General features: G+C 34.0%; 24 protein-coding genes. 14 read left to right on the forward strand and 10 right to left on the reverse strand.

Features of this window, described 5'->3' with window-relative positions; all coding sequences use genetic code 11:
* Nucleotide 1: 1 nt before the first annotated feature.
* From AC1EU5_RS15045 to AC1EU5_RS15060, 4 genes are read left to right on the forward strand one after another with little or no spacing between them, the layout of a single operon-like run.
* A complete protein-coding gene (locus tag AC1EU5_RS15045; protein WP_480193241.1) occupies nt 2-256 on the forward strand; it encodes an acyl carrier protein in 255 nt (84 codons plus the stop codon).
* Between the two features lie 15 nt (nt 257-271).
* Nucleotides 272-841 (forward strand): 4'-phosphopantetheinyl transferase family protein, encoded by a 570-nt coding sequence (locus AC1EU5_RS15050; protein WP_480193270.1) that lies wholly within the window; start codon nt 272-274, stop codon nt 839-841.
* 6 nt (nt 842-847) lie between these two features.
* Nucleotides 848-1273: a hypothetical protein gene (locus AC1EU5_RS15055; protein WP_480193242.1), complete on the forward strand. Its 426-nt coding sequence runs from the start codon at nt 848-850 to the stop codon at nt 1271-1273.
* Between the two features lie 6 nt (nt 1274-1279).
* Entirely contained in the window at nt 1280-1729 is a 450-nt protein-coding gene (locus tag AC1EU5_RS15060) for a 3-oxoacyl-ACP synthase (RefSeq protein ID WP_480193243.1), read from the forward strand.
* Nucleotides 1730-1909: 180 nt separating this feature from the next.
* On the opposite strand, the gene AC1EU5_RS15065 is transcribed toward AC1EU5_RS15060, so the two are convergent.
* From AC1EU5_RS15065 to lpdA, 4 genes are all read right to left on the reverse strand, one after another.
* Nucleotides 1910-2881 (reverse strand): ABC transporter ATP-binding protein, encoded by a 972-nt coding sequence (locus tag AC1EU5_RS15065; RefSeq protein ID WP_480193244.1) that lies wholly within the window; start codon nt 2879-2881, stop codon nt 1910-1912.
* Between the two features lie 124 nt (nt 2882-3005).
* The gene (locus AC1EU5_RS15070; protein ID WP_480193245.1) at nt 3006-5150 is read right to left on the reverse strand and encodes a prolyl oligopeptidase family serine peptidase; all 2145 of its coding nucleotides are present in this window, start codon (nt 5148-5150) and stop codon (nt 3006-3008) included.
* Between the two features lie 93 nt (nt 5151-5243).
* Nucleotides 5244-5684 (reverse strand): YybH family protein, encoded by a 441-nt coding sequence (locus tag AC1EU5_RS15075; protein ID WP_480193246.1) that lies wholly within the window; start codon nt 5682-5684, stop codon nt 5244-5246.
* Nucleotides 5677-7077, reverse strand: a complete 1401-nt coding sequence (gene lpdA, locus AC1EU5_RS15080) for a dihydrolipoyl dehydrogenase (RefSeq protein WP_480193247.1) — start codon at nt 7075-7077, stop codon at nt 5677-5679. The genes AC1EU5_RS15075 and lpdA overlap by 8 nt, the downstream gene beginning before the upstream one ends.
* Nucleotides 7078-7226: 149 nt before the next feature.
* Here lpdA and AC1EU5_RS15085 point away from each other — a divergent pair, with 149 nt between their 5' ends.
* Together AC1EU5_RS15085 and AC1EU5_RS15090 are read left to right on the forward strand one after the other, a co-directional pair.
* Complete coding sequence (locus AC1EU5_RS15085; protein WP_480193248.1) at nt 7227-8609, forward strand: MATE family efflux transporter; 1383 nt, start codon at nt 7227-7229, stop codon at nt 8607-8609.
* Nucleotides 8610-10064: a lipopolysaccharide biosynthesis protein gene (locus AC1EU5_RS15090; protein WP_480193249.1), complete on the forward strand. Its 1455-nt coding sequence runs from the start codon at nt 8610-8612 to the stop codon at nt 10062-10064.
* A 63-nt stretch (nt 10065-10127) separates the two neighbouring features.
* Here AC1EU5_RS15090 and AC1EU5_RS15095 read toward each other — a convergent pair whose 3' ends face one another.
* The gene (locus AC1EU5_RS15095) at nt 10128-10805 is read right to left on the reverse strand and encodes a hypothetical protein (protein WP_480193250.1); all 678 of its coding nucleotides are present in this window, start codon (nt 10803-10805) and stop codon (nt 10128-10130) included.
* Between the two features lie 226 nt (nt 10806-11031).
* On the opposite strand from AC1EU5_RS15095, the gene AC1EU5_RS15100 reads away from it, so the two are divergent.
* On the forward strand, nt 11032-11331 hold the full coding sequence (locus AC1EU5_RS15100; RefSeq protein ID WP_480193251.1) for a hypothetical protein: 300 nt from the start codon (nt 11032-11034) through the stop codon (nt 11329-11331).
* A 91-nt stretch (nt 11332-11422) separates the two neighbouring features.
* The gene (locus AC1EU5_RS15105) at nt 11423-13306 is read left to right on the forward strand and encodes a SulP family inorganic anion transporter (RefSeq protein ID WP_480193252.1); all 1884 of its coding nucleotides are present in this window, start codon (nt 11423-11425) and stop codon (nt 13304-13306) included.
* On the opposite strand, the gene AC1EU5_RS15110 is transcribed toward AC1EU5_RS15105, so the two are convergent.
* On the reverse strand, nt 13296-14153 hold the full coding sequence (locus tag AC1EU5_RS15110; protein WP_480193253.1) for an AraC family transcriptional regulator: 858 nt from the start codon (nt 14151-14153) through the stop codon (nt 13296-13298). The genes AC1EU5_RS15105 and AC1EU5_RS15110 overlap by 11 nt on opposite strands.
* 129 nt (nt 14154-14282) lie before the next feature.
* Here AC1EU5_RS15110 and AC1EU5_RS15115 point away from each other — a divergent pair, with 129 nt between their 5' ends.
* The 6 genes from AC1EU5_RS15115 (at nt 14283) to AC1EU5_RS15140 (ending at nt 21320) form a co-directional block, all read left to right on the forward strand.
* Nucleotides 14283-15509 (forward strand): ABC transporter substrate-binding protein, encoded by a 1227-nt coding sequence (locus tag AC1EU5_RS15115; RefSeq protein ID WP_480193254.1) that lies wholly within the window; start codon nt 14283-14285, stop codon nt 15507-15509.
* Nucleotides 15510-16391, forward strand: a complete 882-nt coding sequence (locus AC1EU5_RS15120) for a carbohydrate ABC transporter permease (RefSeq protein WP_480193255.1) — start codon at nt 15510-15512, stop codon at nt 16389-16391. It begins immediately after the preceding gene.
* Nucleotides 16392-16393: 2 nt separating this feature from the next.
* The gene (locus tag AC1EU5_RS15125) at nt 16394-17218 is read left to right on the forward strand and encodes a carbohydrate ABC transporter permease (protein ID WP_480193256.1); all 825 of its coding nucleotides are present in this window, start codon (nt 16394-16396) and stop codon (nt 17216-17218) included.
* Between the two features lie 6 nt (nt 17219-17224).
* Nucleotides 17225-18337 (forward strand): ABC transporter ATP-binding protein, encoded by a 1113-nt coding sequence (locus tag AC1EU5_RS15130; protein ID WP_480193257.1) that lies wholly within the window; start codon nt 17225-17227, stop codon nt 18335-18337.
* 35 nt (nt 18338-18372) lie between these two features.
* Nucleotides 18373-20706: a glycoside hydrolase family 65 protein gene (locus tag AC1EU5_RS15135; protein ID WP_480193258.1), complete on the forward strand. Its 2334-nt coding sequence runs from the start codon at nt 18373-18375 to the stop codon at nt 20704-20706.
* Nucleotides 20707-20822: 116 nt separating this feature from the next.
* Nucleotides 20823-21320, forward strand: coding sequence for a DinB family protein (locus AC1EU5_RS15140; protein ID WP_480193259.1), 498 nt, complete (start codon nt 20823-20825; stop codon nt 21318-21320).
* Nucleotides 21321-21357: 37 nt separating this feature from the next.
* Here the strand turns inward: AC1EU5_RS15140 and AC1EU5_RS15145 are convergent, their stop codons facing one another.
* From AC1EU5_RS15145 to AC1EU5_RS15160, 4 genes are read right to left on the reverse strand one after another with little or no spacing between them, the layout of a single operon-like run.
* The gene (locus tag AC1EU5_RS15145; protein ID WP_480193260.1) at nt 21358-22413 is read right to left on the reverse strand and encodes a hypothetical protein; all 1056 of its coding nucleotides are present in this window, start codon (nt 22411-22413) and stop codon (nt 21358-21360) included.
* Nucleotides 22410-22637, reverse strand: coding sequence for a DUF6095 family protein (locus AC1EU5_RS15150; RefSeq protein ID WP_480193261.1), 228 nt, complete (start codon nt 22635-22637; stop codon nt 22410-22412). The genes AC1EU5_RS15145 and AC1EU5_RS15150 overlap by 4 nt, the downstream gene beginning before the upstream one ends.
* On the reverse strand, nt 22624-23445 hold the full coding sequence (gene murQ, locus AC1EU5_RS15155) for an N-acetylmuramic acid 6-phosphate etherase (protein WP_480193262.1): 822 nt from the start codon (nt 23443-23445) through the stop codon (nt 22624-22626). The genes AC1EU5_RS15150 and murQ overlap by 14 nt, the downstream gene beginning before the upstream one ends.
* Before the next feature lie 48 nt (nt 23446-23493).
* Entirely contained in the window at nt 23494-24309 is an 816-nt protein-coding gene (locus AC1EU5_RS15160) for a DUF4249 family protein (RefSeq protein ID WP_480193263.1), read from the reverse strand.
* Nucleotides 24310-24312: the final 3 nt, after the last annotated feature.

The raw sequence follows: 24312 nt of genomic DNA on the forward strand, positions 1-24312 counted from the left end.
GATGACTAAAGAAGAACTTATTTCGTCCTTAAAAACAATTGTAAAACCCTATGTGCAAAATGAAGATGCTTTTAATGAACTATCAGAAGAAACTGACTTCATCAATGATTTGAAAATCAATTCGGCTAATTTGGTAGATGTAGTGCTAGATGTAGAGGATGAGTTTGATATTGAAATAGATAATGAAGCTATGGAAAAAATGCTCTCTGTTAAGACTGCTATAGAAGTCATTACTGAGAAACTGAATAAAAAGTAACTCTTTTTGAAAGGAATGATAGGAAATGATATTATAGATCTAAACCTTGCAGGTATACAGAGTCATTGGCAACGAAAGGGATTTTTAACTAAAGTGTTTACTAAAAAGGAAATAGCTTTTATTTGGAATAGTTCAGAACCCTTTTTAACTGTTTGGTTATTGTGGAGTATGAAAGAAAGTGCTTATAAGGGATATACACAGAAATCTAAAAAACGATTTTTTAACCCTAAAAAATCGGAATGTGAGTTGATTTCAGAAGGCAAAGGAACCGTTAGAATAGAAGGTTCCACGTTTAAAACAGAGTCAATCATAAATACTACTCACATCCATACTACAGCAGTCATCAATGATATTTATTCAACATATTCATCACATATTTTTGAGATAAGTGATAATCAGAGTATTGCGGTTTATGCAGAGCTCAAGGCTGGTATTTCTAAAATTGAGAACCTTAAACCTGAATCATTGAACATTTTGAAATGTGGCTTAGGAATCCCAAAGGTATATTATCATAATAAAAAAATGCAATGCAAGTTTTCACTTTCGCATCATGGAAGGTTTGGTGCTTATGCTATTTTAAATTAAAAACGAATGAAAGAATTTATTAGTTATGTTAAGCATAAACTGAATGTTGATAATAAGCTTATTATTACGTATGCAGTAGTATATTTCTGTTGGGGTTTATTAATGGATAAATTTGGAGCTTCTGTTGAAATTGCTAGGTTTACCTATTGGTGGCAAGTGATTACAGTGTATGTATTGTATATGGTTCCAGTATCGTTGCTACTTCGAGGACTGCCATTTCATATGCAGTATGCTTATGGTTTAATAGCGATGGGGTTGTTAGAATTTGGAGGCTATGCGCTGCAAACATCCTACGCCTACCCAGATAATCTACTTGATCAAGTCTTTAATATCAGAAATTTTAGCTTGGGAATGGCCTTGTTTTTTGCTCTATACTTCCCGTTAGGAAATGCGCTTGTCAAGAAGATATATACTTCTATTTTTAAAAGATAGGAATTAATGAATTCTATTAAAGATCAGTTATACAATGCATGTCTTGATTTTATAAAAAACAAAGAAACAACTGTTCTTAAAACAATAAAATCTCATAAGGAAGCACTAAATTCTGAAACTAAAAGCAGTGCTGGCGATAAACATGAAACTGGGAGAGCAATGCTACAGCTAGAAATGGAAAAAGCGAGCCAACAATTAGAAGTTGTATATGCTATGAAAGCTGTTTTAGGTAAATTGGATATATCTACAACATCGGAAGTTGTAAAGCTTGGTAGTTTGGTTTTGACTGACACTGTTGCCTACTTTTTATCAATAAGTGCTGGTGAGATCAAAATTGACAATGATTTTTTTTACGCTGTTTCAGCTAATTCGCCTATAGGGAAATTACTTATTGGTAAAAGAGCTGGAGAAACAATCATATTCCAGAAACTTATCACTATAAAAAAAATTTATTAATAAATATTATCTTTTAGAAGATATAATAACGTCACTTCGAGTGATCTGTAAAAGGCAAATAGTATCGAGAAGTTTTGAAAAACGAAAATTTACTTGTCTTTGATACAATTTTCTTTTGAAAACTACTCGTACTGACGTAAATTTTCTTATTAGTTATTGACTTTAATCAAGGTTTTGTAGTTAATTCTTATTTAACTTTTTTAAAATATCTTCATCAATTGCAAAGTAAACTTCAGTTCCATTCTCCAAAAAGATGGAGTGCTTAATGTATAATTTGGTATCCTTATAATGACATTTTATTAAGTAATGATTACCTCTAAAATAGGATCGTTTTACTATAGCTTGATAATTAGATTTTTCTACAATTTTTATTTGGTGCGGATACACAATGAAAGTCCCAAATTTTGTGCTTTTAGAAAATTGTGAAATAATAAACTCATTAAATTCATCAAAAAAAGAAGCTACTAGCCTGTTTTGAGGGTTATGATATAATACTTCTGGGGTTCCATAAGCAATGGTTTTTCCTTCGTATAGAAATAATAAATTGTCAGCAAAAGAAATGACATCATCCTTATCATGAGTTGCAATAATGCTTGTAATTTCATTCTGCTTTAGATACCCAAATAAGCTACGACGCAATGATTGCTTTTTTAGATTATCAATGTGACTAAAAGGCTCATCTAGTAGTAATATTTCTGGCTCTTTTGCTAATGCTCTGGCTAGTGCCACACGTTGTTTTTGACCACCGCTTAAATACTTCACTTTAGTTTGGGCAAATTCTTCAAGTTCAACAACTTCAATAAGTTCATCAATGCGTTGCTGTTTCTTTTCAGGGTACAAATTTGATAGAAACTCACCAATATTTTTCTCTACGGTGGTATAAGGCATTAAGTCAAATTCTTGAGTCACGTATTTCATGAAATCGGGCCCAGCAATTAAATTATACTTAGGCCCTAAGATTTGTTCACCGTGCCAATAAATGGCACCTCTATGCAAATCATATTTACCATACAATAATTTTAACAAAGTACTTTTTCCAGATCCGCTTTCACCTGCTATGCCTAAACATTCTCCTTTTTCAACATGAAAAGAAAGGTCATTAATTACTTTTTGCCTGTGGTAGGCAAATGATATGTTCTTGATTTCTAACATAAAAAATGCGTCATTGCAAGAATAGTATCCAATTTTCGGGAGCTATTAGAGGTAATCAGCTTTGTTAGCAAATTACCCCTTCGTTTTAACGAATTGCAATGACGCTTATTTTACTTGATATAAATTAATCTTTGTATTGAGACGTTAATTCTTTTATGCCCATGTTGTACAAAGTAAACCCAAAAATATCAGCATATTGTTCAATGGTTTTACTTACGGGGGTACCGGCACCATGCCCAGCATTTGTTTCTATTCTAATTAACGTAGGATTATCTCCTGACTGTTTGTCCTGCAATTCAGCGGCAAATTTAAAACTATGTGCAGGTACAACTCTATCGTCATGATCTCCTGTGGTAACTAGTGTTGCGGGATATTGAACTCCCTCCTTTACATTGTGCACTGGTGAATAGCCTTTTAAGTACTCAAACATTTCTTTACTCTGTTCAGCGGTTCCATAGTCATAAGCCCATCCGGCACCAGCTGTAAAGGTATGATAGCGAAGCATGTCTAGAACACCAACCGCTGGTAAAGCTACCTTCATTAACTCTGGACGCTGTGTCATGGTAGCGCCTACTAACAAACCTCCATTAGACCCACCACGAATAGCTAAATATTCAGGCGAAGTATATTTGTTCTCAATAAGATATTCCGCAGCAGCAATAAAATCATCAAATACATTTTGCTTTTGTAATTGTGTACCTGCTTTATGCCATGCTTTTCCATATTCACCTCCACCTCTTAAGTTAGGAACCGCATAAATGCCTCCTTGTTCCATCCATACTGCATTTGCAATACTAAAGTTTGGAGTCAAACTAATATTAAATCCACCATATCCATATAAAATAGTAGGATTTTTTCCATTCAATTCTAGCCCTTTTTTATGCGTAATGATCATAGGTACTTTAGTACTGTCTTTAGACATATAAAATACCTGCTTAGATTCAAATTGATCACTGTCAAAACCTATGGATGGTTTTTTATAAACTTCATAATTAGCCGTTTTAGGGTCAAATTTGTATATGGTATACGGATTGGTATAATTGGTAAATCCAAAATACAATTCTCTATCTTCTTTCTTGCCATTAAAACCACCCACACTGCCAACACCAGGCAATTCTATTTCTCTTATTAGTTTTCCGTCATAATCATATTGCTTTACTTTAGAAATGGCATCAACCATATATTCTGCAAAGAAATAACCACTTCCGGTACTCGGGCTCAGTACATTCTTGGTTTCTGTAATGAAATCCTTCCAATTTTCAGGAGTAGGATTTGAGGCATCAACAGTTACTATTTTCTTATTTGGAGCATTTAAATTGGTAACCATGTATAATTTACTACCCACGTTGTCAATGATGTTAGTATCACTATCAAAATTATCCAATACAGTTACTAATGCTGCATTTGGCTTAGTGAGATCTTTGATAAATAAGTCATTGCCTGAAGTAGACTTTGCTCCTGAAATAATCAAATAACGATCATCTTCAGTTACTCCTCCAAAAACATACCTTCTTTTTTGCTCCGGGGTTCCACCAAAAATAAGCTTATCATCTTTTTGTTTGGTGCCTAGTTTGTGGTAATACAATTTATGCTGATCTGTTTTGGCTGATAATTCACTTCCCTTCGGTTTATCATAGCTTGAGTAATAAAACCCATCATTTCCTTTCCAAGAAATACCACTAAATTTTACATCTTTTATGGTGTCTTCTTTAATTTCTTTTGAGATTACATCCATCACTATGACCTTGCGCCAGTCTGAACCACCTTCAGAAATAGAATATGCTGCTATACTACCATCTTTAGAAAAAGTTAAACTTCCTAATGAGGTTGTACCATCTTCTGAAAACGTATTTGGATCTAAGAAAATTTCAGGCTCTTCATCTCCTTTTTGACGGTATACCACATATTGATTTTGAAGCCCGTCATTCTTATAAAAGTAAGTGTAATCACCTTCTTTAAATGGTGCCGAGAATTTTTCGTAATTCCAAAGTTTTTCTAGGCGTTCTTTTAATTGATCACGGTAGGGTATTTGATCTAAGTAATCAAAAGTAACTTTATTTTGTTCTTTTACCCATTCTCCTGTTTCATTAGACATATCATCTTCAAGCCAGCGATATGGATCTTGAATTTCTGTTTCAAAATAAGTATCTACAGTGTCAACTTTTTTCGTTTCAGGATAGCTTAATGCCATTTGAGGTTCAGGTTTTGAATCGGTTTTACATGAAAAAATCAGCAAAGAAATTGCCGATATAATTAAGATTTTCTTCATAAGAGTTTAATTTAATTGAAGTTTCGCAAAGCTAATTAAAAAAGGCACACTATTAAGTGCGCCTTTTTGTTTATAACAAAAGATTAAGATTTTCTAAGAAGAATGGTCGGCAATGATCTTCCATTCACCATTTATCTTTTTTAGAATAAGTGAAAAATGACCGCTTGCATCTCCCACTTTTCTTTTTAAATAGAATTTACCTACTACAAAAACTATATTTTTATTCAGTTGTTTAAACTCCAATAAATCAAAAGTAAGAGCACCCGTATGATCTTTGGTAGGATACCCTTTTTTATAATTTTCTAGTGTTTGTTGCCAGCCATAGGTTAGTCCTTTGCTGCCTATAAACATAAGACTATCTGACTTTATATAGCCTTTCATAAAAGCTTCTATATTACCTTCGTTCCAATCTTTGGCTTGTTGCGTCATCATATTAGTAATTTCCTGTTTTGACGTTTCAAAATCGGATTGCGAGAATCCAATGTAGGAAATCAGTAAACTAAAAACTGCTATGAGCCTAAACTTATTATACATGTAAAGGTCTATTATCTGTTGCTGCCAATGCTGCTTCTTTAATAGCTTCAGCAAATGTAGGGTGCGCATGGCTCATACGTGCAATATCTTCTGCAGAAGCTCTATATTCCATAGCAACAACAGCTTCTGCAATTAAATCTGCTGCACGAGCACCAATCATATGAACGCCTAAGATTTCGTCTGTGCTTTTATCAGCCAAAATCTTAATGAAACCATCTAAATCCATACTGGCACGACTACGACCTAAGGCACGCATAGGGAATTGCCCAGATTTATAGGCTATACCAGCCTCTTTTAATTCTTCTTCGGTTTTACCGACAGCAGCAACTTCTGGCCATGTATATACCACTCCAGGAATTAGATTGTAATCAATGTGGGGTTTTTGACCGGCAATGATTTCGGCTACTAAAGTGCCTTCTTCTGAAGCCTTATGTGCTAGCATTGCACCTTTTACAACATCACCAATGGCATAAATATTAGGAATGTTGGTTCGCAAATGATCGTTCACTTCAACGCGACCCCTTTCATCTAATTTTATACCTGCCGCTTCAACGTTTAAACCATCTGTATAAGACCTACGCCCAACAGATACCAAACAATAATCACCCTTAAATTCTACTTCTTCCCCTTTTTTATTATTGGCTTTTACAATGACTTCATCACCTTTTCTTTCTACAGATTTCACTTGGTGTGAAGTATTGACTTTGAATTTTGCTTTTTTAAATACTTTGGTCAGTTCTTTTGCAAGTGCCCCATCCATACTAGGGATGATGCGATCCATATACTCTATTATGCTTACTTCTGACCCTAATCGCCTGTAAACTTGCCCTAATTCTAAACCTATTACACCACCACCAATCACCAATAAGTGCTTTGGTATTTCTTTTAATTTTAAAGCTTCGGTAGAAGTTATGATGCGTTCTTTATCAATCTCAATAAATGGCAATGAAGATGGTTTGCTACCTGTTGCAATTATGATATGTTTCGCTTCAATTTCTTCCTTTTTTTCTCCATCAATAGCAATATGCGTAGCATCTTTAAAACTACCAACTCCAACATATACATCTATTTTGTTCTTATCCATTAAAAATTGAACACCACCAGTAGTTTGATCAACCACAGCTTGCTTACGAGCAATCATCTGCTTCAAATTCACTTTTATGTCGCCTGAAATGTCAATGCCATGTTCTTCAAAATGTTTAACGGCATCTTCATAATGATGCGAAGAATCTAACAACGCCTTTGAGGGTATACACCCCACATTTAAGCAGGTACCGCCAAGGGTGTTATATTTTTCAATAATGGCAGTTTTCATACCCAATTGGGCACAACGAATGGCGGCTACATAACCACCAGGACCAGAGCCAATAATGGCTACATCATATGAATTCATAGAGTGTTTTTAATCGTTAAGAAGTAACAAAAGTAGTATAAATAGTTCATTTGTTAAATAGCTTAACGGTTTAATTATATTGACGCTATTTTTATAAATAATGCTAATTTAAATCAGTTAACTTTACAGGCTGAAATCAACAACCAGCCTTGAATTTAAAGAACTATACTTCTGAGTTTCGTTATAACCTAAAACTAGCCTATCCAGTTATTTTGGGAATGATTGGGCATACGCTAGTAAGCTTTATTGACAATATCATGGTAGGGCAATTGGGAACAGCTGAATTGGCAGCAGTTTCTTTAGGAAATAGCTTCATTTTTATTGCCATGTCCTTGGGTATTGGGTTTTCAACCGCTATAACCCCCTTAGTTGCTGAGGCAGATGGTGCCAAAGATATTGAAAAGGGAAAGCAGGCATTTAATCATGGATTGTTTTTATGTACCATTCTAGGTATAGCACTTTTCTTTTTCATTTTATTGATAAAGCCATTAATGTATAAAATGGATCAGCCAGTTGAGGTGGTTAAATATGCAATGCCTTATTTAGACTTAGTTGCATTTTCATTAATTCCACTAATTATGTTTCAGGCATTTAAACAATTTGCTGATGGTTTATCTCAAACCAAGTATGCTATGTGGGCTACCATTCTAGCAAACGTTATTAATGTAGTATTGAATTATGTATTGATATTTGGTAAGTTAGGTTTTCCAAAACTTGGAATTATAGGAGCCGCTATTGGCACTTTGGCTTCAAGGATAATTATGCTCGTTTTTTTATGGTTGCTTTTGAAATCAAAAGATAAGTTTAAGCCTTTCTTTGAACGTTTCAGTTTCACTAATATTAAGAAGTCTATCCTGAAAAAGATTATTAATTTAGGATTTCCGTCTGCACTACAAATGTTTTTTGAGGTTGCTATTTTTACAGCAGCCATTTGGTTGTCTGGTGTATTGGGTAAGAATCCACAAGCGGCTAATCAAATTGCATTGAACTTATCATCTATGACATTTATGGTAGCTATGGGGTTAAGTGTAGCCGCTATGATACGGGTAGGGAATCAAAAGGGATTGAAAAATTTTAGGGAGTTAAGACGTATAGCGATTTCCATTTTTTTACTAGTTATCTTTTTAGATGTCATTTTTGCTTCCGTTTTCTACCTATTTAATACGCAATTACCTAGGATCTATGTTGATGAATCTGATTTAGTAAATAAGGTAGATAATTTAGAGGTGATAGCTATTGCAGCCAAGCTATTATTGGTAGCGGCAGTTTTCCAAATTTCTGATGGTATTCAGGTGGTAGTTTTAGGTGCGCTTAGAGGGTTACAAGATGTAATAATACCTACAGTCATTACATTTATTGCTTATTGGATAGTTGGTTTCCCTATTAGTTATTTTTTAGGAAAAGAAACTGCTTATGGCAGTACCGGAATATGGATTGGTTTATTGGCCGGTTTAACAGCTTCTGCCATATTGTTGTATATTCGATTCAATTACTTAACCAAAAAATTGATAGCTCAAAATCAAACAATATAAATGGGTATTGTTTTAAATCAGTCGTTTAAGAATACACTCATTCTTTTTTTAGGTTTTACCATTGGAGGTATTAATGCCTTATTTCTATATGTTTGGTTTTTGAAAGAAGATTACTATGGATTAGTGGTTTTTCTGTTATCGTCGGCCAATATTTTGATGCCACTATTAATTTTTGGTATGCAGCATACCATTATTAAATTCTTTAGCTCATATAAGATAAAGCAAGAGCGAGATCGCTTTTTGAATTCGGCCTTGTTCCTACCTTTATTGGTCATTATTCCTATTGGGATTTTAGGAATGTTTTTATATGAGTTTATTGCTGATTGGCTTTCTTCAAAAAATGCCATTATCAAACCCTATTCATACCTCATTTTTTTAGTTGCCATTTTCATGGGATATTTTGAAGTATTCTATGCATGGAGTAGGGTACAGTTGCAGTCAGTTTTTGGTAATTTTATCAAAGAAGTATTTGCCAGAATTTCTGCTACCATATTATTATTGGCAGTATTTATGGAATGGATAACCAATGAACAATTTATTTATGCCATAACAATTGTATATTTTTTGAGAGTGCTCATTATGATGCTATATGCATTCAGCATTTATAAACCAACAATTGCTTTTAAACTACCGGATAACTTAAAAGAAATCTTGTCTTATTCTTTTTATATTATTATGGCAGGCTCAGCAGCGGGAATTCTACTTGAGATTGATAAATTTATGATTCCCAAAATAGAAGAAATAGCCAAAGTTGCTTATTACGCTGTTGGTGTTTATATTGCTTCTGTTGTTGCCATTCCTTCAAGGGCTATGCAACAAATTATAAGTCCGTTAACCGCTAAAGAACTGAATGCTGATAATTTAGATGAAGTAGAAAATTTGTACAAAAAAAGCTCTATTAACTTATTAGTAGCAGGTGGTTTGTTGTTTTTATTGATCAATTTAAATGTTAAGGATTTGTACTTGATAATTAACAAACCTGAGTTTTCTGTTGGAGTATTCATTGTGCTTTTGATTTCTATTTCAGAATTGTTCAAGTTGGCTTTAGGTAGTAATGGAGCCATTTTAACCAATTCAAAATACTATAGAGCTTTTTTCTACTTATCAATTGCTATGGCCTTGAGTGTTATTTTCTTAAATCAATGGTTGATTTCTATTATGGGAATCAATGGTGCTGCTTTGGCTACACTTCTAGTGGTTGCAATTTTTAGTATCATCAAAATAGTATACATTCAACAAAAGCTGCATATGCAACCTTTTACCAAGAATACGGCATATGTATTACTCTTGATACTGCTAATTTTTGTTCTTTTTAATTTTTGGAATTTCCCGTTTCACCCTATTATTAATATTATACTAAAGACAATACTTATTAGTTTGATTTATGGTTTGGCTGTATTGAAGATGAATGTCTCTAAAGATATTAATGAAATGGTCAAAAAATATTTAAAATAAAAATCCCGCCTTCATGACAAAGGCGAGATCTTCCGCTTACTCTAATTCCCTATTCGGCTCTTATTAATCGTCATCCTCTTGACGCTTTTTCTTATAAGCTTTTCTTCTTTTTATGATCTTTCCATTTTTATGGAATTTTCCTTTTTTTGATTTATAGTAATAGTAATCATCATCCTCACCATAATCTTCGTAATCGTCATAGAAATCGTCATCATAGAAAAAATCATCGTTGTAATCATAAATACGGCCATCAGTATAAAAATCATCATGATATCTATATCTTGGTTTTACATGGCCAAAATAACGAACATTGCCATATCTATCATACCTAATATTCAAACCTCCAACTCTTGCCATTCTTCTATGCCTGTAATCAATAAACACCGAACCTATTCTTGATACTTTGCCAAATCGGTTATAGTTTATCCAAACATTACCAACGCGTTTTACTCTTCCAAAATAATCTCTTTGAATTCTCAGTCCTCTATGAGGTATTCTCTTTTTATACCTTCTACCATTTCTGTAATAGTACTGAGTTCTAAAATTTCTACGTGTTCTAAAATCTAGATCCCCGTTAGGAAATACATAGAATTGAATACCGCGTTCTACAAATTCTATGGTGCGGGTTCCATAGTAATTACGATAACCCTTTTTACCGTTAGATTTTTTCGCCCCATGATCGGCTTCAACAGTAGAAACCATCATGAAAATTCCTAAGATTGCTAGTAGTCCTTTTTTCATAATATATGGTTTTAAGGATTATGTCTACTCTATACGTTTTTCGACTTCCACGTTTTATAGTGAATTTTCAAAGAGCATGCCAAAAACGAAAATTTGTTTTAAATAACTGTAAATCAATATTTTAAAAATATATTTTAATGGGTCGCTCTTGTTTAATTGATTTTACATTTTTTTAACAAGCATGTGAAATCAAAGTTTTATCTTTGTCAAGATCAATTAATCTAGCATGTTTAGAAAAGTTGTAGGGCAATTTTTTTTAATCATATTCCTTGTTTGCACAGTAATGCCAACAGTACTTTCTTTGGTGGATACAAGTGTAGAAACAGTAATTTTAATTGATATAACCGAAGAGGAAAATAAAGAGAAGGAATCTTCAAAGGATTTGGAAGTTAAAATTTTGCAAATTAATAATTCCAATGTTTCCAATGTTGATGCATCTATAGCTGTGTTAGCAAATTACCTTAACAAGTCATATCAGATTCCTGACTTGAACTTGCATCTTCCCCCACCAGATTTTTTAGCATAATTTTTCAATTTTTTTAGTTAGAGTATAACTCTAATTGATTCTTAATAAATTCTCAACCCTAATAAATCAATAACATCAAAATATAACCAGAATGAAAAATTTATTTTCTAATATTAGAGGAGATGCCTTCGGGGGTATTACAGCAGGTATTGTTGCTTTACCGTTAGCATTGGCATTTGGGGTGTCATCAGGTCTTGGTCCAAGTGCCGGATTGTATGGCGCCATTTTTATAAGTTTCTTTGCAGCACTTTTTGGAGGTACAAATACCCAAATATCAGGGCCTACAGCTCCTATGACCGCAGTAAGTATGGTAATTATCGCCACTATTATTGCTGCTAATGACGGAGATGTAAATAAAGCACTACCGGCCATTTTAACCGTATTCTTATTGGCAGGGCTCATGCAAATTGGCTTAGGGCTTATAGGGCTGGGTAAGTATATTAGGTATATTCCTTACCCTGTGGTGTCTGGCTTTATGACTGCAATTGGAGTTATTATTTTGGTAACTCAGATTTTACCTTCTATCGGTTATTATCCGAAAGAAGATATGGAATATGTAAATCAATATAAAGCACAAGCAGAAGAAGTCATTTTAGAAAATATCTTGAAGGAAGAAGCGGATGAAGGTATTTTAGTTTTAGAAGATTTTAAGGAAACAATCAGCAGAGCTGAGAAAATTACGGAGGCAGATATTTTAAAAGAATCTACAACCTTGGCAGGAAAAGATGCTTCTGGTGTTGTGGGAGCTTTGAGAGTATTACCAAGAGCTTTGAAACATATTAATTGGCTTGAAGTTATGCTTGCTTTAGGAACAATTATCATTATATACGGATTTAAACGCATAACTACCAAAGTGCCCAGTACGCTTGTCGCACTAATAGTCATGTCAGCCATAGCTATTATTGGAGGCTTGGATTACAGGCCGATACCGGAGATTCCTGAAGGATTGCCTAAGTTTCAAGCTGGTATATTTTCTAATTTTAGCCTTGGCAACTTAACCCCCTACATTTTTACGGCCTTGACTTTGGCATTACTAGGTGCTATTGACTCGCTTTTAACCAGTGTGGTGGCAGATAATATGACCAAAACAAAACATAAACCAAATCAAGAATTAGTAGGGCAAGGTATTGGTAATAGTATTGCATCACTTTTTGGTGGTATTCCTGGTGCAGGTGCTACAATTCGTACGGTGGTGAATATTAATTCTGGTGGTAAAACAAGGTTATCTGGTATGATTGCCGGACTGTTACTATTCATAATTTTATTGGCAATTGCTCCTTTAGCCTCCAAAATTCCGGCAGCCGTGCTTGCAGGTATATTAATTACAGTGGGTATAGGCGTTATGGATTATAAAGGCTTGAAAGCCATTCCGTCTTTACCAAAAGATATTAAACTGGGGCCATTAAAACTAAGTTCTGAGGTAATGATCATGTTGATTGTTTTGATCTTATCTACTTTTTGGAACTTGGTATATGCTGTAGGTATAGGATTGGTAATTGCTTCTTTAATGTTTATGAAAAAAATTGGTGATTTGACAGCTGAGCGATCGGAAGTATTGCCTATTGAAAAGGGATGGAAGGATGAAGCCAGTTTCCCGTCTAATCTTAAGGAAGAAGTGTTTATCAAGCACATCAAAGGGCCATTGTTCTTTGGATCTACAAGTGATTTTCAGGCATTGGCACTGCAAATACCTCAAACAGCCAATACTGTCATTATGCGTTTAGATAGGATGCAATATATGGATCAGTCCGGCTTATATGCCATGGAAGATATGATTCAAGATTTACAAACAAAAAATGTAGAGGTATTGTTCGTTGGTTTATTGAAACAACCAAGATATATGATGGAGCGTATTGATATTATTCCTGATTTTATACCTAATGAACATATCTTTGAAACTTTTGATGATTGTGCCACTTGGGTAAAAGAAAATGTAAAAGATACTGTTTCAAGTATTGACTTGGCTAATGGGTAAGTAATTGCCTGTATGTTTTAGGCGTTTTATTTGTAATTCGCTTAAAAATTTTATTGAAGTGAGATAGGTTAGAAAATCCTGTTTCATAAGCTAATTGATAAATAGGAACGGTAGTAGATTGTAACATTTGTTTACATACATGGTTAACACGTAACTCATTAATATATTCTACTACCGTTTTTCCTAATACTTTTTTAAAGAATCGGCAAAATGCTGAAGTATTCATAGACGCTAGTTCAGCCAACTCATCAACCCGTATTTTCTCTCGGTAATTAGAATGAATATAATCGCATACTTTTAATATGCGTCGCTCATCGTTTTTTGTATATTCTTTGTTGTAGGATGTACTGCACAATAGCTTTGAATATTGATCATCATGCATAGTTCGTAATAACTTTATTAAAGAAAAATACTTTTCAAATCCTTGGGAATTTTCAACTTGTTTAAGAAGTTTTACATAGGTAGGATTTTCTTTTAAGTTTAAAGAAATGCCAAATAAGGCCTTGTTAAAAAGTTGATTTAGAAAAGAGAATTCTTGAAGAGTTAAATCAAAGATAGTGGCATTAAATTGAATGACATAAGTTTTGATCTTTTTTGAAGAAGCATTGAAAACATCATCTGTAATCCAACAATGAGGTAAATTACTCCCAACTAACACTAAGTCACCATCAGTAAAATCTTCAACACTTTCTCCAATAATTCTATGACCACTTCCTTTTTTAATATAACATATTTCTATCTCTGGGTGGTAGTGCCAATGAAAACCAAAGTGATTAGCCTTTACCCAGAAATCACTAAATGAATTTTGGTTATTTTCTGTAGCAATTTTCTGAAAATCGGGTTTCATAATACACTATTTATGCTTTTAAAGTTAAAATTTACGTTAAATATGCAAAAATACCATTAATTATTGCAAAAATAACTGAATTATTAAAATCTTTTTTACCATAAATTTGACAAGAATTAACTGATATTTATGAGAACCCAGCAATTTTTCACCTCTTTTTTTGCTGTTCTTCTTTTTATTTCATGTACGAATGAAACGAAGGAAATGCGTTTTTCAAGTTGGCAATCAAGTCCTACTGAAGAGCGCTTGGTGAGAGCATCTTTAGAAGGTTTTGAAAAAGTGCATCCTGAAGTTCTATATGATTACCAACCAATCCCTGGAAATTATACCGAAAAAATGCAATTGATGCTGGGTACGGGTAAGGCTCCTGATCTTTTTTGGTTAAAAGGAGATACTTCTCCTGCCTACCTAAATTTTAATGTATTACAGCCTTTAGATGAATTGTTAGCTCAAGATCCTTCGTTTGATGTGGACGATTTTTTTCCTGTTTTTAAAGATGCTTTTAAAAAGGATGGCAAATATTATGGCTTTGGAAAGGATTTTAACGCCTATGTTCTTTTTTACAATAAAGAAATGTTTGCAGAAGCCGGATTAGATACAGTTCCAACCAATTGGTCTGAGCTTAAAAGTTTTGCTAAAAAATTAACAAAAGATACGGATAGTGATGGTAAGATTGATCAATATGGTTTAGCTATTGAACCCACTATAGATATGCTCTTCCCGTTTGTGTATCAAAATCAGGGTGAGATGATCTCTGATGATGGTAAAATTAAAGTGGCTGATGAGGCATTTATAGAAGCCTTAGAGTTTTATATAGCTATGTATAAGGAAGGAATGGCTACTATTCCCGCAGATCAAGGTGCAGGATGGAATGGTGATGTTTTTGGAAGAAAACAGGCCGCAATGGTTGTTTCTGGAGGATGGCTAATTCCATATTTAAAAGAAAGTTTTCCTAATATGGAGTACGGAATTGCAGAACTCCCAAAAGGAAAAGTTAAAGCTACAGTAGCTTTCTGCAATGCCTATGTTATTCCTAAGCAAAGTAAACACCAAGAAAACGCTTGGACACTTTTATCATACATGGTTGGCAAAGAAGGAATGAAAATATGGACATCTTCAGGCATTGCGATGCCAACACGTAAAAGTGTAGCAGAAGAAAACGGATTTTATGAGCACCCGGTATATAGTATTTTCATGAACAGTGCAGATTATGCTAAAATGTATAAGATAAATATGAAAGAACGGTGGTTTGATGAAAGTGAGGCTATGATGCAGTCTGTTTTTTATAAAGATAGAGAGCCTAAAGAGGCACTAGTGGCTTTAGCAAAACGATTAGAACGATTTAAATTGAACTAAATGAAGTTTTCAAGTAGAAAAAAGGAACAATGTTTTTGGGCGTATCTGTTTTTGGTATTTCCACTGCTATTACTATCCATTTTTGTATTCTTTCCTATCGGGTTTGCTTTTGTAGTAAGTTTCTATGATTGGAACTTATTAATACCAGATAAACCATTTGTTGGGCTTGGTAATTATATTGAATTATTCCAAGATGAGGTCTTTATAAAAGCCATAAAAAATACTATCATCTACACGATGGGTGTGGTGCCGGTTCAAACTTTTTTGTCCTTATTTCTGGCATTTATAATGAATCAAAAGTTAAAAGGACGGGCGTTTTTTAGAACCGCCTTTTATATTCCGGCTATTACATCTTCAGTAGTTACATCTATTATTTTCGTTTGGATCTATTCAAAACCTGGGTTACTCAATTATCTTTTGAGTTCTATAGGAATTCATTCTGATACAGATTGGTTGACAAACCCTACTACTGTATTACCTGCCATCATGATGTTGAATGTTTGGACAACCTCAGGCTATTTTATGGTATCCTTTTTAGCAGGTTTACAAAATATTCCTACCAGTTTATATGAGGCTGCCAAAATTGATGGAGCCAGTAGATGGCAGCAATTCTGGAAGATCACAGTACCTATGGTGCGTCCGGTAACTTATTTTGTGGTTGTTATGAGTTTGATAGGCTGTTTTCAGGTGTTTGACCAGATCTTTGTTATGAGTAGCGGAGGACCCGATAACGCTTCTACTACTATGAGTTATTTTGTGTACCAAAATTCGTTTAAATACTTCCGTTTTGGTTTTGGAGCAGCATCAGCGGTAGTATTGGCGATCATTATATTTATAGTGACTGCAGTACAGAAAAAATATTTTCCACCTGAAGCCTATTAATCATGAAGAAGCTTAAGATAGAGAAAATATTGTTTTTAAGTGTATTGGGCATTATGACCTTAATTTATATTGGTCCATTCTTATTTTCATTATCCATTTCATTCAATGCCGATAAGAATGTATTTGAATGGCCTATAGAATTCCTGCCAAGTAAACCCACATTAGAAAATTATATCAATGTGTGGAAGGAATTACCATTCGGTAAATGGTTATTTAATAGTGTTGTAGTTACTACTATTCAAACAATATCAAATGTGTTTTTTGCGGCTTTAGCAGGTTTTACGTTCGCTAGATTAGAATTTCCTGGAAGGAAACTCATTTTTACATTAATGTTGAGTAGCTTAATGATTCCGGGTATTATTTTACTGGTACCAAAGTTCATTGTTTTAAATGAATTATCTATGATAAATAGTTATGGGGGTTTGATCTTGCCGGGACTAGTTGGAATTACTAACATCTTTTTGATGAAGCAATTTTTTGAAACAATTCCTAAAGATTTAGAGCAGGCTGCATTGATTGATGGTTGTGGTTATTTCCGGATTTTCTGGCAAATATTTTTACCTATTTCAAAACCGGCATTGGCTGCCGTGGCTATTTATACATTTCAAGGTTCATGGAATGAATTTTTATGGCCAGTCATTGTATCGTATACAGAAGATATGTATACACTTCCATTAGGGATGGCAAGCCTTCGTAACGAATTGTTAACAGATTGGCCCTTGTTGATGGCTGGTACCATCTTAATCTCATTACCTACACTGGCGATATTCATCATTTTTCAACGATATTTTGTGCAAGGAGTTTCAAGTTCCGGTTTAAAAGGATAACAACGTATGGCAACAATAGAAATTAAAAATTTAAAGAAAGTATATGATGGAGCTGATAGCGCTACCATAGAAAATGCCAATCTAAGTATTCAGGATAGAGAATTTATTGTCTTAGTGGGCCCTTCGGGTTGTGGTAAATCTACCTTGCTGCGAATGATAGCAGGCCTAGAAGAAATTACTGACGGAGAGTTGCGGATTGATGGAAACCGCATGAATGAACTTTCACCTAAAGATCGTGATATTGCTATGGTCTTTCAGAATTATGCATTATATCCGCATATGACGGTATTTGAAAATATGGCATTTGGTTTAAAATTGCGTAAAGTTCATAAAGATGAAATCAAAAAGCTAGTAGAAAATGCAGCTGAAGTGTTGGGCATAACCCATTTGTTGGATAGAAGACCTAAAGATATGTCTGGTGGGCAACGACAACGTGTTGCTATTGGGCGATCTATAGTGAGAAACCCAAAAGTATTTTTATTTGACGAACCTCTTTCAAACTTAGATGCCGCTTTACGTGTGCAAATGCGTGCTGAAATTAAAAAATTGCATCGAGAATTAGAAGCTACTATTGTATATGTTACACATGATCAGATTGAAGCCATGACCATGGGTGACCGCATTGTAGTACTTAAAGATGGTGTTATTCAGCAATTTGATACTCCTATGAATTTGTTTAATAACCCCTCTAACAAATTTGTTGCTGGCTTTATTGGTAGTCCATCAATGAATTTTATTGATGGAGAAATAGTCATGGAACATGAACCAACATTTAAATCGAAGGATCTAAAATTTACCGTGCCTGAAGATTTACAACCTAGCCTAAAATCTTATGCAGGTAAAGAAGTGTTTTTTGGTTTTCGTCCAGAGTACATTTATGATAAAAATTTTGAAAAAACGAAGCGTTTATCTCAGAGTATGGATATTACTATCAATAACGTAGAACCTGTTGGAAGTGAAAGCTATAACTATTTTCATTTTAATGGAAACCCTGATTATTCTTTTTGTTTTAGAAGTGATTCAAGTCATTTGTATAAATCTGGTGACACCGCAAGCATAGGTGTAGATATAGAACGACTTCGCTTTTTTGATAAAGCTACAGAACTAAGGATTTTTTAGTTTTAAAATTCAAAATAAAAATACGAGCAATTAGTATGATTGAAGAAAACTACATGCGTTATGATAAAGGAGAAGGAGACTTTAAAAATTGGATAGTTTCCGAATCGAATTTCAAACGAAAATATCAAGGAAAGTGTGAAGTAGTCATGTGTTTGGGTAATGGTTACATGGGGGTTAGAAGTGCAACTGAAGAAAGTTACTTAGGGCAAATACGTAACTTTTTTGTGGCAGGTACTTTTAATAAGGCATATGAAAATGAAGTAACTGAATTACCCAACGCCGCTGACGTTTTTGGTATTCAGATTCATATAGATGATGAACTGTTTTCCCTTGAAAAGGGAAGTTTCTCAGGTTATGACCGTTCGTTAAACTTGAATAATGGTGAATTAACCCGTGAGTTTATTTGGACAAGCCCAAGAAGTAAATCATTTCACTTTGAATTCAAAAGGTTTATATCTTTTGATGACCTGCACTTAATGGCATCTCATATTTCCATCACTCCCTTAGGTTGCCAAGCTAATATTATAATAAAATCAGGAGTAGATGGTCAGGTGACCAATTCCGGAGCTCAACATTTTGTAGAAGGTGAGAAACGTATTTTTGATAAAGAATATCTACAGTTGCTTCAAGAGACCTCAGAATCAGGTATTACGTTTGTTCATAACACCTTTCATGATTTTAACGCTAGTAAAACAAAACTCACATCACGATTTGAGATGGATAGGCGTCAAGTGTTAATGGTTTTTGAAGGTGAGTTACAAGATAGAAAACCATTGGTGTTCTCAAAGACATCCAATATTTATACTACCCGAGATAAAGATAGTAGAGGAAAATCTTTGGATGAGATACGAGAATTTTCAGTTGATCAACTTAAAGAACAATCAGCAAAAGGATTTGATACATTATTTAAAGAAAGTGCATCAGCCTGGAAGATCTATTGGGAGCAAATGGATATCAAAATTGAAGGTAAAAATGACTATGATCAATTAGCCATTCGTTTTGCACAGTACCATTTAATGATCATGACTCCAAAACATGATGCTAGGTTTGGTATTGGTGCCAAAGGCTTATCAGGTGAAGGTTATAAAGGGCATTCTTTTTGGGATACCGAAATATTTATGGTGCCATTCTTCACCTATACCTTTCCTAATATTGCAAGAAGTTTATTAGAATACAGGTACCATACTTTAAAAGGAGCCAGAAAAAAGGCGAAAGAGAATGGCTATAAAGGAGCTATGTACCCTTGGGAGTCCGCATGGGCAGATGACGGTGAAGTTACACCGGTTTGGGGTGCTGTAGATATCATTTCTGGTGAAGCAACCAAAATTTGGAGTGGATTTATAGAACAGCATATCACCTCTGATGTTGCGTTTGCTGTATGGCAGTATTATATGATTACCAATGATGAAGATTTTATGCAGCAATATGGTTATGAAATTTTATTGGATACAGGTATTTTTTGGGGAAGTAGATTGGAATGGAATGAAAAGAAACAACAATATCATATCAATGATGTGGTTGGCCCAGATGAGTATAAAGAACATGTGAACAATGATGCTTTTACAAATCATACGGCTAAGTGGTGTATGGAAAATGCTATTCATTATTACGAGCTCTTAAAATCTGAAAAACCTGAAATTTTTAAAACACTCAATGAAAAATTATCATTGGATGCTGAAATAGAAGAATTAAAGAGTAAATATAATAAAGTATATATTCCTAAGCCGAATGAAGATAATGTTATTCCTCAGGATGATAACTATTTAAGCTTAAAAGAAATTGACCTTACCAAGTATAAAAATCAAAAGCAAGTTGGTTTAATTTTTAGGGATTTCAACTTACATCAGATCAATCAGATTCAGGTTTCAAAACAAGCATCAGTAGTTATGTTAATGTATTTACTAGAGCATAAATTTAGTGCAGAAATCAAGGAAGTCAACTACAATTATTATGAACCCAAGACCTTGCATGATTCCTCACTTAGCTTATCAACACATTCCGTTCTAGCGTCAGACCTTGGTAAGAAGACCTTGGCTTATGAACTTTTTGAAAGAGCTTCTAGAATAGATTTAGGACCTAATATGAAAAGCTCAGATCACGGTATTCACGCGGCATCTTTAGGAGGTGTATGGCAAATGGTAGTTTGTGGTTTTGCAGGTGTTAGAATGTTAGATGGAAAACTGCGTATTGACCCTAAATTGCCAGATAGTATAAAGAAAATAACGTTTCCTTTAACCTGGAAATCAAGCAAGCTTACTGTAACGGTAAATTCTAATACGATTAAAATTTTAAACCCTGGAACTTCAGTTGAATTAAGTGTAAATGGTGCCAATTATGTAGCTGATGCAGAGACTTTGATCCACTTCTAGTAAGGAAAGATTTTTGTTAATAGTTTTTTAATATTCCACAAAAGATTAAAGTTGTTGGCGTAAATTAATTATTATATTTGCGACTAACCATCAAATTTTATAACTGACAATTCAATATGATTGACGCTATTAAGAGCAATTTGCACAGGGGTGTTAGATTGTTAAACAGCATAAGTGATAGCCAATATAGCGATACCACCGTTCAACCTTACCATTCTAGTATTGGCAGCCATATGCGCCATATCTTAGATGTGTTTGATTGTGTTTTTTGTGGACTGGAAACAGGGTTGATTGATCTGACTGCAAGAAAGAGAAATCAGTTGGCAGAGCAAAAAATTGCTTTTGGCTTGGCTTATTTTGAAGATACTTTTCAGAAATTAGATGGTTTAGCAAATATAGATTTAAATCAGCATGTAGAAGTAACTGATGACCTTGGTTTAGGAATGGTTTCTGCTAAATATACACTGGCGTCGGTTTTGATACAGGCACATAGTCATGCTATCCATCATTTTGCTAGTATAGGGTACATTATATGTGATTTAGGTATAGAATTACCTGATGCCGATTTTGGGTACAACCCTTCTACACCAAGATGTAAAGAACAAGAAGCTTAAAAGATAGTTTTAACACTTTAAAGAGGCTTAATTCATATTAGGAATTAAGCCTCTTTATTTTTTTTGAATAGGAGCGTAGCCAGGCAATGTCTTTTAAATAGGGAATCACTTTTGGGTACGCAACATTATATTTTTTATGATTAGTTCTTGCAATTTTATCCATGATACTCCAATGACTTTTTATAGACTTTAATGCACTTAAATACGTAGCACCACCTGTAGGATCATACATATGTGTAGGTTCAGCAATAATACCATTGATTTCTAGAACTTTAAAGTCTTCTCCTTTTTTTACTTTTTCAAAAGAATCATACTTAATGTCTAAACGCCCATAAAACCAACCATTAATCTGTTTGTTCAGCTTATCTATAGCATGATGCAATTTTTCATCAATCAAATGATTGCCATTGATGAATTGTGTACCTCTGGCATGATTGCCAATAACAGAAATGATCTGTTCTTCATCTTTTTCAAGAATATCATTTATAATATTCTTATTTATACGTTTAAGGTATTCATAATATATTTTAGCGCGCTCATCATTTAATATGAGTTCTGAGATTGTTGAAACACCATCACCTTTAATAGTCAAGAATTTCTTTAGGGTTATTGAGGTAATATTACCTTTTTCTTCTCCAGGGATTCTTGAATAAAAAATACCACATTCATTATTGTAATCAACAAATTCTTGAATCATGATGTTAACGTCATTTTTGCTTAGGTATGCTCTTAGTTCGTCTAAATTATCTAACTTTTGAACTAAAAAACCTTGAAAACCAACATCAGGTTTTACAATTAAAGGAAATATAATCTGTTCTTTTCTTAATTCCTCTTGTATACTTTCAATTGATTTTCCAACAGGAACAAAAACTGTTTTGGGTCGATGCTTTTCAGGAATCAGCATAATGGTTTTATACTTAGATTCACTACCACTACCAGAGTATTTAATTGCTGGATTAGCAGCTAAGTAATAAGCAGGATGCCCAGCCTTTAAAGCTTTCCATAAGTAGTAAGGAATCAGTGGTATGTAAAAAGCAAAAGTTGGCCAGTATTCAAACTGAGTGAGCTTGGTAAAAAATGTACTTCGACTCATGTGTCACTTTGAAAAAAATATTGTACCAAATATTTCACACCTAAAGCCATAATTATCATCGCCACTATTGCTAATATAATACCTGCAATGAGTATCCATATAATGCCGTCTTTGCTTAAAGCCTTAAAACCTATAGTAATTATAATAGGAGCTCCAAATAAAAAAGGCAAAGCTAATGCCAGAAAACTTAATCCTTTAGTTACAGGTATTTTATCTTCCTTCATTTTTATAGTTATTTACAGCATTACGCACACTACCATACTCCAACAATAATTCATTGGCTTTTTCTTTGTCAATTTTTAATGCATCCATTACCATACGCGTACCACGATCTACCAATTTATTATTAGAAAGTTGCATATCTACCATTTTATTTCCTTTCACTCTTCCTAGTCTAATCATTGCGGAGGTTGAGATCATGTTTAAGATCATTTTTTGTGCTGTACCTGCTTTCATTCTTGAACTACCGGTTACGAACTCAGGGCCTACAACACATACAATGGGGTATTGTGCTTCTAAAGCCAACGGGCTCCCCTCATTCATGGTAATAGATCCTGTGATAATACCATGTTTGTTCGCTTCTTTTAAGGCAGAAATCACATATGGAGTTGTGCCGGATGCTGCAATACCTATAAGCACATCCTTTCCAGATATATTGCATGCCTTTAGGTCTTCCCAACTTTGGGTTGTTGAATCTTCAGCGTTTTCTACTGCTTTTCTAATGGCAGTATCTCCACCAGCAATCAATCCAATTACTAAATCATGTGATACACCAAATGTTGGTGGACATTCAGAAGCGTCTAAAATTCCTAACCTACCACTAGTGCCTGCTCCAATATAAAATAAACGACCTCCATCTTTTAATTTCAGAGCTATTTGTTCTACTAGTTTTTCAATAGCAGGAATCACTTTTTGCACAGCCAACCCCACAGATTGATCTTCTTTATTGATATTGGTCAATAGTTCATTAACAGACATCTTTTCGAGGTCATTATAATGTGAAGATTTTTCAGTTGTTTTTACAAAATCCATTGACCAAAAATACAAAAATTGATCCGCCAGAGATTAGAAATTATAGAACTATTCTACTAAGTATACAAATTCATTGGCTTGTGATAATCGAAAGTAACCAAAAGGAAAATTATCAGGATTTGTAGTATTCACACAGTTACCTCTTACTGTAGCAGGTTGGGTTTCAAAAGGGCTACCACCCTCAACACTGGTCTGCTCTAGTAAGATAGCCATGAAATTATAGAAGCGTTCTGAAATACCATAGTTTTTAATAGTTAAAATATTTCCAGATTCGAGATCTTCATCTGAATAAAAAGCAAAGATCTCATTACCATCTGTAAATTCATCATCATATACTTCTAAGGTAGGAATTGTTGGAATATCGTTAGTGAACTCAAAAAAGTAGAAATTTTTGATGTTTGGAGGGTCATTGTAAAATGCTTTGATTTCTATTTCATCGCCTGTAAACCCACCTTCGTTTTCTTGTTCTATAAACTCTATGTCAGCCACCGGTAATAAAGTTTCAGTAGCTATATAGGTTTCATTTTCATAAATGATAGTCAATTCATAGGTTTGATTTAAAACAGGACTAAAATTCGAGTTTCTATAAATACCTGAAGTACCGTCTTCAATAAAATTAAAGGTGTTATTGTTTGCGTCTTGAATGGATACAATAGCACCATTTGCAGGAGGGATTTCTGTATCAAAAAAAGGCGCTGAGAGTGATAGTTTAATCTCTTGCTCGTTACCTATTGTGCCTGAAAACCAATTGATAGCTGCATCAATAACTAATCTTGGCGGCTCTGTAGGGACGTCTATACTAATAACATCTTCACAAGAACTGAAGATGAAGTTTATGACGATAAGGAGATATAATTTTTTCATTTC

The organism is Maritimimonas sp. 2405UD52-3, from assembly GCF_056591715.1.

Bases quoted from the DNA above. Each gene is read 5' to 3' on its own strand.
- AC1EU5_RS15045 (WP_480193241.1), top strand. From the start codon at position 2: ATGACTAAAGAAGAACTTATTTCGTCCTTAAAAACAATTGTAAAACCC.
- AC1EU5_RS15050 (WP_480193270.1), top strand. From the start codon at position 272: ATGATAGGAAATGATATTATAGATCTAAACCTTGCAGGTATACAGAGT.
- AC1EU5_RS15055 (WP_480193242.1), top strand. From the start codon at position 848: ATGAAAGAATTTATTAGTTATGTTAAGCATAAACTGAATGTTGATAAT.
- AC1EU5_RS15060 (WP_480193243.1), top strand. From the start codon at position 1,280: ATGAATTCTATTAAAGATCAGTTATACAATGCATGTCTTGATTTTATA.
- AC1EU5_RS15065 (WP_480193244.1), bottom strand. From the start codon at position 2,881: ATGTTAGAAATCAAGAACATATCATTTGCCTACCACAGGCAAAAAGTA.
- AC1EU5_RS15070 (WP_480193245.1), bottom strand. From the start codon at position 5,150: ATGAAGAAAATCTTAATTATATCGGCAATTTCTTTGCTGATTTTTTCA.
- AC1EU5_RS15075 (WP_480193246.1), bottom strand. From the start codon at position 5,684: ATGTATAATAAGTTTAGGCTCATAGCAGTTTTTAGTTTACTGATTTCC.
- lpdA (WP_480193247.1), bottom strand. From the start codon at position 7,077: ATGAATTCATATGATGTAGCCATTATTGGCTCTGGTCCTGGTGGTTAT.
- AC1EU5_RS15090 (WP_480193249.1), top strand. From the start codon at position 8,610: ATGGGTATTGTTTTAAATCAGTCGTTTAAGAATACACTCATTCTTTTT.
- AC1EU5_RS15095 (WP_480193250.1), bottom strand. From the start codon at position 10,805: ATGAAAAAAGGACTACTAGCAATCTTAGGAATTTTCATGATGGTTTCT.
- AC1EU5_RS15100 (WP_480193251.1), top strand. From the start codon at position 11,032: ATGTTTAGAAAAGTTGTAGGGCAATTTTTTTTAATCATATTCCTTGTT.
- AC1EU5_RS15105 (WP_480193252.1), top strand. From the start codon at position 11,423: ATGAAAAATTTATTTTCTAATATTAGAGGAGATGCCTTCGGGGGTATT.
- AC1EU5_RS15110 (WP_480193253.1), bottom strand. From the start codon at position 14,153: ATGAAACCCGATTTTCAGAAAATTGCTACAGAAAATAACCAAAATTCA.
- AC1EU5_RS15115 (WP_480193254.1), top strand. From the start codon at position 14,283: ATGAGAACCCAGCAATTTTTCACCTCTTTTTTTGCTGTTCTTCTTTTT.
- AC1EU5_RS15120 (WP_480193255.1), top strand. From the start codon at position 15,510: ATGAAGTTTTCAAGTAGAAAAAAGGAACAATGTTTTTGGGCGTATCTG.
- AC1EU5_RS15125 (WP_480193256.1), top strand. From the start codon at position 16,394: ATGAAGAAGCTTAAGATAGAGAAAATATTGTTTTTAAGTGTATTGGGC.
- AC1EU5_RS15130 (WP_480193257.1), top strand. From the start codon at position 17,225: ATGGCAACAATAGAAATTAAAAATTTAAAGAAAGTATATGATGGAGCT.
- AC1EU5_RS15135 (WP_480193258.1), top strand. From the start codon at position 18,373: ATGATTGAAGAAAACTACATGCGTTATGATAAAGGAGAAGGAGACTTT.
- AC1EU5_RS15140 (WP_480193259.1), top strand. From the start codon at position 20,823: ATGATTGACGCTATTAAGAGCAATTTGCACAGGGGTGTTAGATTGTTA.
- AC1EU5_RS15145 (WP_480193260.1), bottom strand. From the start codon at position 22,413: ATGAGTCGAAGTACATTTTTTACCAAGCTCACTCAGTTTGAATACTGG.
- AC1EU5_RS15150 (WP_480193261.1), bottom strand. From the start codon at position 22,637: ATGAAGGAAGATAAAATACCTGTAACTAAAGGATTAAGTTTTCTGGCA.
- murQ (WP_480193262.1), bottom strand. From the start codon at position 23,445: ATGGATTTTGTAAAAACAACTGAAAAATCTTCACATTATAATGACCTC.
- AC1EU5_RS15160 (WP_480193263.1), bottom strand. From the start codon at position 24,309: ATGAAAAAATTATATCTCCTTATCGTCATAAACTTCATCTTCAGTTCT.